The sequence below is a fragment of the Dialister sp. UBA1703 genome, assembly GCA_002320515.1.
Classification (GTDB): Bacteria; Bacillota; Negativicutes; order Veillonellales; family Dialisteraceae; genus Dialister.
In genome coordinates, this window is sequence record DCJJ01000073.1 from 1 (window position 1) to 4,315 (window position 4,315).

3 protein-coding genes are annotated in these 4,315 nt (G+C 54.7%); all 3 read right to left on the bottom strand.

From position 1 onward, the window contains the following. Positions 1 to 113: 113 nt before the first annotated feature. From cbiB to cobU, 3 genes are read right to left on the bottom strand one after another with little or no spacing between them, the layout of a single operon-like run. Positions 114 to 1,091, bottom strand: coding sequence for an adenosylcobinamide-phosphate synthase CbiB (cbiB, locus tag B2Y11_RS03360; protein WP_291056210.1), 978 nt, complete (start codon positions 1,089 to 1,091; stop codon positions 114 to 116). Further along, positions 1,092 to 2,615 (bottom strand): cobyric acid synthase, encoded by a 1,524-nt coding sequence (locus tag B2Y11_RS03365; RefSeq protein WP_291056213.1) that lies wholly within the window; start codon positions 2,613 to 2,615, stop codon positions 1,092 to 1,094. 8 nt (positions 2,616 to 2,623) lie between these two features. Beyond that, a complete protein-coding gene (gene cobU, locus B2Y11_RS03370; protein WP_291056211.1) occupies positions 2,624 to 3,214 on the bottom strand; it encodes a bifunctional adenosylcobinamide kinase/adenosylcobinamide-phosphate guanylyltransferase in 591 nt (196 codons plus the stop codon). Positions 3,215 to 4,315 lie beyond the last annotated feature (1,101 nt).

The following is a 4,315-nucleotide window of genomic DNA, read 5'->3' on the forward strand; positions in this document are numbered from 1 at the left end:
AGCCGCCCCGCCGACTGGTATTTACTGCCATTGGCAACACTTACTACGCGTACCGAGATCCTTCGCTGACGCTCAGGATGACAGTGGGAGGCGGTCCCCCCGCTCCGCGGCTGTCACCAGAGGAAGAATATCATCACCGATTCCACCACTACGAAGAGTACCACTGCGGCGTACATCATATAGATGGCTGTCTTGATATGCTCCGCTTTGAGGGGCCTGTCGGGGTCTCCCATGTATTCCCGGAATTCCGGTTTTCCTTCGTAGTAGTTGTAGCCGCCAAGGCGGACGTGCATGGCACCGGCTACGGTGGCTTCGGCGTATCCCCCATTGGGAGAAGGGTGCTTGGGCGCATCCCGGAGGCCTATTTTTTCCGCATTTTTCCAGTCCAGCCGGAGCATGGCCGCAGCGGCTACGAAGAGGAGGAAGGTAATGCGGGCGGGGATGTAGTTCAGTACGTCGTCCATGCGGGCGGCGAAACGGCCGAAGAAGAGATAGCGGTCGTTTTTGTAGCCCAGCATGGAGTCCATAGTGTTGCCGGCACGGTAGAGGGCCGCCCCTACGGGACCGAAGAGGAGGAACCAGAAGAGAGGGGAAATGACGCCGTCGGTGGTGTTTTCCGCAATGGTTTCCACGGTGCCCCGGGCGATTTCACTTTCATCCAGATTATCCGTGTCCCGTCCTACGATCCAGTTGAGTCTCTTTCTGGCTGCTGCCATGTCTCCTGCTTTGAGAAGATGGTAGATTTCCATGCCGTCCCTGGCAAGAGCCCTGGGGGTGATGGTGAAATAGAGCACCACTGCGCTGACGGCGGCGTACATGAGAATGCCCGATTTCACGGAAAGCCAGGTAAGGAAGCCCACCAGAAGGCCTACGGTGAGGAAGACCAGAAGGGAGGTCATCATGCCCCGGAGGAACATATTTCCGTCAGATGTCTTCTTTTCCGGGTAGAGCTTATCTTCGAAGAAGGAAATCACCTTCCCCATGAGCACCACCGGATGGTAGCTGCTACGCGGGTCGCCGTACACTGTGTCGATGACCAGCGCCGCCAGGGGGATGACGGCATTGAAGGCCGAATAAATGAGTCCGTCCAATTATTCATTCCCCAGAATCTTATAAAATGCGTCCATGTCGAAATGGTTTCTCACCATTTTGGCCAGACGGTCAAATTCGGACTCCTTGTACTCACGGTACTTGAACTGCACCGGCAGCGCAGGAAGCCCCTTTCTTTCGCGTAGGGCATTGATCACAGCGCGGCGCAGGCTGTCGTTGTCGAAAAGGCCGTGGCAGTAGGTTCCGAAAACATGGCCCTTTTCATTGATATAGCCGTCCCTGAGGTCCACCTTCTCCTCGCCTCTCTGCACGATATGGAAGAGGGATTTCGCCGGTTTCGTAAGGGTGGTCTCACCCATGTGGATTTCATAGCCCCGCATGCCGGAATCTTTGAAATCCATGCCCAGGAAGGGCAGGCTGTCGCAGTCGAAGGTGACCTGGTAGGTGTTCTTTTTGCCGTGCATGGATGTGGTGTAGGGCAGAAGGCCGAGACCGTCCACTTCGTCGTTCTCGCTTTCCACGTGGAGGGGGTCGCAGACCTTTTCACCCAGCATCTGGAAACCGCCGCAGATACCGATGACCGGCACCCCCTTTTCCGCCATTTCCACGATTTCCTTTGCGTAGCCCTGGCGCTTCAGGTACAGCAGGTCTTCGGTGGTGTTCTTGCTGCCCGGCAGAAGGATGAGGTCCGGATCGCCGATCATGTCCCCCTGCTGCACGAAGCGGAGGTTTACATCCGGTTCATGGTTCAGGGCATCGAAATCGGTGAAATTGGAAATCTTCGGCGTCTGCATGACGGCGATATGGATATCCCGCATCACATGGTCGCTGGGAAGATCCTGCAGGGACACGGAGTCCTCATCGTCAATGCCAAGATCATCCAGGTAAGGAATGACGCCCAGTACCGGAATGCCCGTTTTTTCCTTCAGGAACGTCAAAGCCGGTTCCAGAAGGGTAATGTCGCCGCGGAACTTGTTAATCACAAGACCCTTCACCAGCGCCCTTTCCTCCGGTTCCAGGAGCTCCAGAGTGCCTACGATGGACGCGAGAGCCCCGCCTCTGTCAATGTCGGCAATGAGGAATACAGGCGCATTACACTCTTTTGCAATACGCATATTTACGATATCATTCTTCTTCAGGTTCACCTCGGCCGGAGACCCTGCCCCTTCGATGACAAGGGCATCATAATGGGTTTCCATGTAGTCAAGGCTCTTCTTCACTGTTTCCCAGGCCCGCTGGCTGTAATTGTTCTGATACTCGGAAGCGCTGTAATTTCCTACCGATATACCCAGAAGAATGACCTGGGAGCAGGAATTTCCTGTAGGCTTCAAAAGTACAGGATTCATCTGCACGATAGGAAGGGCGCCCGCTGCCTCCGCCTGGGCCACCGTAGAGCGGCCGATTTCACCGCCCGACAGGGTGACATAGGAATTCAGCGCCATATTCTGGGCCTTGAAAGGCGCGGTCTTGTACCCGTCCTGGGCCAGAATACGGCAGAAAGCAGTGGTAAGAATGCTCTTGCCCACATGAGAACTGGTTCCCTGAAACATGACTCTCTTTGCAATTTTTGTCATTATAGCTCCACTCCTCTTTCTTTGAGCTCCATAGTAATCCCTGCAATGGAAAGGTATACCCTGTCGGCCCTCTTGGCCACATACTGGTTGGCCAGACCCACAAGATCCCTGTATACCCGGCTCATGGCATTGGCAGGAACAATGCCCATTCCAAGCTCATCGGACACGAATATGATTTCCTTATCGGAAACAGAAGAAATCCGGTCAAACATGAGGTCCAGATCCCGCTCCAGCTCCTGCTGCAGCGTCGTGAGATCCGACACCCCCAATGTTTCCACCGTAATCCCCTTCATATGGTCCATAAGAATGTTATTCACATACATGGTTATGCAGTCAAAAAGAATGGCATCCGCTTCCTCAAGGATATGCCCCATCTCCTTCCCTGCTCCATGCATCACCTCGAAAGTCCGCCAGTCCACGGGACGGCGCTGCCGGTGAAGAATCACCCGGTAGCGCATCTCATCATCCAGAATCTGGCTGGTAGCAATGTATCCCTTCCTTTTCCCTGTGGAATGATACATCAGCTTCTCCGCAAACTCGCTCTTCCCGCTTCTGGCTCCGCCAAGAACAAGAAATATTTTGTTTTTCATGTCCTTTCATCACCTTCTTCTATACTATTTCTGACAATACTACCCCTAAATAATAACATAAGTAATCTAAGGCTGCCATAAGAAAGTGGCAGTGGCCGCTTCGCGGCCCCCTGGTTCAGAGGGGAAGGTCCTTAAGTTTGACAGCCGCTTCGCGGCTGAGGGTGATTACGCCTTTGGACACACCTTCAGCGTGAAGGTTGACGGGGCTTCGCCCCGAGGGTTGTGGCCGCCTGACGGCGGCGGGTTATATTCGCTTCGCTCAGGGGGCGACAGCGGCTCCGCCGCTGAAGGTGGTGGTGGCGGCTTCGCCGCAATTTTTAAAGTCAGCGTTACGGGACTCTCTCCCGCCCTCATCGTCATTCTGACCCCAGGCGAAGAATTCTGGTACATGTAGATAGTGACACTTACTAGTCCACTAGTCCACTAGTTCACCAGATCACTAGCCCACTAGCCCACTAGCCCACTAGCTCACTAGCCCACTAGCTCACTAGCTCACTAGCTCACTAAAGAATACCGATCGGCGGGAAAGTCGCCTTTCGGCGATCACGTCAGCATAGAGTATCATTTCGCCCCTTACCTACACCCCCGCGCCACTTCATGGCCCTCTCCTCCACGGGAAAGCGTCTCACGTGGTTTTCAGGTCGCTAACGCTCCCCTACAAACCACGTTCGCTTGCCACCCTAAAGGGGCGCAAGGCGTTACGGGACTTGCTTTTGTGTCATCAGTGCTGCATGACGAAGAGCCAGAGCCTCCTTTCTCTGGAAGGCAGAAGCCCTGCAGAGGGCTTCTGAGCCGGGCTCTTATTTGAGCATAGTCTGCACATAAAGCGAACACCTTAATGCCCGGCCGTTGGTGTCGCCGTCAGGCGACGGAGAATAGCGGCCTTTTGAAAAAAGGCTGAGGTCCTGAAAGGCCTAAGATGGCTCATAGTGGCTTGGAGCTATCTCCCAGTGTTCCTCAGGGCTTCGCCCAGCTCCTTTCTGAGAAAGGAGCCTACGTTACGCGCTTACCTTCCTGTTATATAGTCACGCTAAGCATTCTGCTGAATTGGCCGCTGCGCGGCCACCCCCTATCCGTCTGCGCCGGACTCCCTCCACGGGA

Excerpts from the sequence above, each read along its gene's own strand:
- cobU (WP_291056211.1), bottom strand. The coding sequence starts at position 3,214 with ATGAAAAACAAAATATTTCTTGTTCTTGGCGGAGCCAGAAGCGGGAAG.